At 64.4% G+C, this 3,490-nt stretch carries 2 protein-coding genes; both read left to right on the forward strand.

Features of this window, described 5'->3' with window-relative positions; translation table 11 throughout:
• The first annotated feature begins 233 nt into the window (after window positions 1-233).
• Window positions 234-1,964: an alpha/beta hydrolase gene (locus HMPREF1137_RS03415; RefSeq protein ID WP_081493504.1), complete on the forward strand. Its 1,731-nt coding sequence runs from the start codon at window positions 234-236 to the stop codon at window positions 1,962-1,964.
• A gap of 371 nt (window positions 1,965-2,335) precedes the next feature.
• Window positions 2,336-3,490 (forward strand): hypothetical protein (locus tag HMPREF1137_RS03420; RefSeq protein ID WP_196792944.1); only part of this gene is annotated, 1,155 nt, incomplete at its 3' end.

The following is a 3,490-nucleotide window of genomic DNA, read 5'->3' on the forward strand; positions in this document are numbered from 1 at the left end:
CCCACATCTGCGCTCATGCTATCAACCTACAAATCCACTGACCGCCTGTCAAGCAAACCAATGTATCGCGGATAGAGAGTGTTGTTTGTTCGTCGATAGTCGGGTGTATGTGTTGCAGGTGCGGTTGTCGTTTCGCGCTGGGGCGTGAGCGGGGCGACAGCGAGCGTCGGTCTCATGGGCCTGGCGGTCCGGGCCTCGTACCGCTCCTGAACGCCGTGGCCGCGCCTGGCACAATGGGGGCCATGGGTGTGTCGTTTCTGGGAGTGATCGCGGCGCTCGCCATGTATGCGGTGAGCGTGGCGCCGTCGCTGATGGCGCGCTCCTGGGCGTGGCACGCGGTCGCCTCGGGTGTCCTCGTCTCCTGCGGGTACGTCGGCGGTGTCATCGTCCAGAACGTGGGGGCTCGCGTCATCCGCATGACGGGCCTGACGATCCGGGCCTCCGAGCCCGTCGAGATCGGCTTCCGCGTCTGCATCGCTGCCCTCTTTGCGATCTGGTGGCTCTATGCGGTCATCCAGTCCTACCGGCGTGCCCGCGTCGCCGCCAGGCTTGTCAACATGCCGGGCGAAACCTTCGGCGAGTATCTCCTGGGAACCGCCGGAACCGTTGTGATCGCCTGGTGTCTCATCGCGATTGTGGGCGCTCTGAATCGATTGGGGCGCATGCTCATTGCGGCCCTCGGTGGCTACATGCCGCGCCCCGCGGCCATCCTCGTGGGCGTCGCGATCCTGGTTGTGCTCGTCTTCTTCCTGACCTCCAACGTGATCCTTCGCGGTGGGATCGGCTTCTTCCGCCACCACGCCGAGCAGATGAACATGCGCACCGCGCGCGGCATCTACAAGCCGTTCGTCCCTGAGCGCTCCGCGTCCCCGGCCTCGCCCGTCACTTGGGAATCGGTCGGCGGCCAGGGGCGCGTCTTCCTCGGCCGCGGCCCCTCGCGCCTCGACATCGCGCAGGTCTGCGGCGGCGAGGCCGTGGAACCCATCCGCGTCTACTCCGGCATGCCCACGGGTGGGGCGGGTATCGAGCAGGCAGCGGCGACGGTGGTCGCCGAGCTGCGCCGCACGGGTGCCTTTGATCGCGCTGTCATCCTTATCGCGGCGTCGACCGGCTCCGGCTGGGTCGATGAGTGGCAGGTCCAGCCCCTCGAGTTCCTCACGCGCGGCAACTGCGCGACCGCCTCGCTCCAGTACTCCTACGTGCCCTCGGCGCTCAACTGGCTGACCGGCCTCGAGCCCGCGCAGGAGGCGTCGGCCGCGCTGTTCCGCGCCGTGCGCGCTGAGCTCGACACGATGGACGAGGCCGATAGACCCGCGCTCATCGTCTGCGGCGAGTCCTTGGGAGCCTTCGCCTCGCAGTCTGTCTTCTCCTCGGTCGAGGAGGCGCTCTCCCAGGTGGATGGCGCCCTGTGGGTGGGCACCCCCGCCTTCACGCCGATGCACGCCGAGCTCACGGCTGCGCGCCATAAGGGCAGCCCCGAGGTGGCGCCCGTCGTCTACAACGGGCGGCGCGTGCGCTTCGTCAACGAACCCTCCGACCTGCGCACTGACCTCTACGGGCGCGAGCTAGGGCCGTGGGGATTCCCGCGCCTCGTCTACGCTCAGCACCCTTCGGACCCGGTCGTGTGGTGGAACCGCAAGCTCCTGTGGACCCAGCCGGACTGGCTGCGTGAGCGCGCCGGGCGCGACGTGTCCCGCTTCGTCGAGTTCACGCGCTTCGTGACCTTTATTCAGGTGCTCGCGGACCTGCCCGTCGCGGGCACCGCCCCCGGCGGACACGGCCACACCTACAACGAAGAGCTGATTCCCCTGTGGCGGGCGATCCTCGGTTTTGATCGCCTCTTCGACGAGGAGCCCACTCACCCGCGCCTGGCCGGCCTGGATGGGGCGTGGGTGGACGATGACATGGTCGAGCGCATCGGCATTGTTGTGCGTGCGAACCTGGAGCTGTCGGACCGCCAGTAGGGCGCCTGGGGCGTTCCGTGACATGTGTGTCAAGGTCACGGGCCTGTTATGTAGCTGTTTGTGCTAGTTCGCTACGGTAGTTACCGTGTCGAATGAATTCTATATCGTCTGAAAGTTCGGTCTTTTAAGAGTGTTCTCAGTGAGCATCTGTACTTTTGTCGCGGAACATATGTGCAGTGGTCAGGGTCCGCGTGTAAATCTCAAGAAAAAGAACTCTCAGGACGCCTTGTTTTCCCTCAAATGCTCTTGTATCTATGTGATGGTAAGTGAGTAATGCATTGCTAGGTATCTGGTTGCGCAGTATTGTGCGAATTGCGAGCACATAACCTAACCGTGCGGTATAGCTCGCCTGAATCAACATTGGAGTGAGCATGTCATACACATTTCACAGGGCATGGATAGCAGCCCTGGCGACCGGCGCAATGGCAGCGTCCGGCGTCGCCTTCGGCGCTCCCACCCTGGCAGCAACCCCCGCGCCCGACGCGGATGGTCCGGTGATCTCCGACCTCGCCACCACCAGTGAAGGTATTGGTGGTCAGGTCACCTTCTCCGTCGTCGACAATCCCGGCCTGTCCAGCATCGACCTGCGCGATCCGGCGTCCGACGCGATCTTCTATCGCCGCGTCGTCGACTTCCCCGGCAATGTCACGGCTGACGGTATTCACCACTACACGTTCACCATCACATTCTCCGATATCCAGGCCGCCTGGGCCAAGGCCGGCCACACCGAGGCGCTCCCCGCGACGGTCAAGCTCGTCGCGTGGGGTAGTGACGGCATGCCGTCCAAGCGCGCGGCCGTTGCCATCGAACCGGTCGCGATGACTTCCCTCGACTTCGGTATCGAGTCAGGAAAACTCGATCTGTACGTTGGCCAGCAGACCAACATTGGCGTCACGCACATGCCGGAGAATGCCAACATGACGAAGGTCAATTGGTCCGGCGACGACATTGACGTCCTCAACGTCGATGAGAAGTCGGGCCTCGTGACTGCCCAGAAGGAAGGCTGCTCGGATGTTAGGGCTGTCGCCGACTACATGGATCCGATGGTCTTCGACCCGGTGATGGCCAGCGTCCAGGTCTGCGTCAGCGAGCTGGACAAGGACGAGATTGCGCTCAATCACCTCCGCGTGGACATGGAGGAGGGTGAGACTGTTACCCTCAAGCCGTTGCTTTCCAAGAAGTTCAAGGATGCCACCCTGTCCTGGAGCCTGGAGTACGGTGGCGCGGTCATCCTGAAGGTGGCCGAGGATGGCAAGAGCGCGACGATCACCGGTAGCAACGTTGTTGATTGGGATCAGGTCAACCTGACCGCCACCCTGCCCGATGGGACCTCCGCAACGGCGACGACGATCGCCGTTGTGAAGTCCGTGAAGCAGGACGCGAAGGCACCCGCCCCGTGGGTCGATCCGCAGCCTGCACCGGACCCGCAGCCTGCACCGGACCCGCAGCCTGCACCGGACCCGCAGCCTGCACCCGATCCGCAGCCTGCGCCGGACCCGCAGCCTCAGCCGGACCCGCAGCCTGCG

The organism is Actinomyces sp. ICM39, from assembly GCF_000282935.1.
In the GTDB taxonomy this organism is placed as follows: Bacteria; Actinomycetota; Actinomycetes; order Actinomycetales; family Actinomycetaceae; genus Pauljensenia; species Pauljensenia odontolytica_B.

What these genes read in the sequence shown, in the direction of transcription:
- HMPREF1137_RS03415 (WP_081493504.1), top strand. Translation starts at nt 234, where the DNA reads ATGGGGGCCATGGGTGTGTCGTTTCTGGGAGTGATCGCGGCGCTCGCC.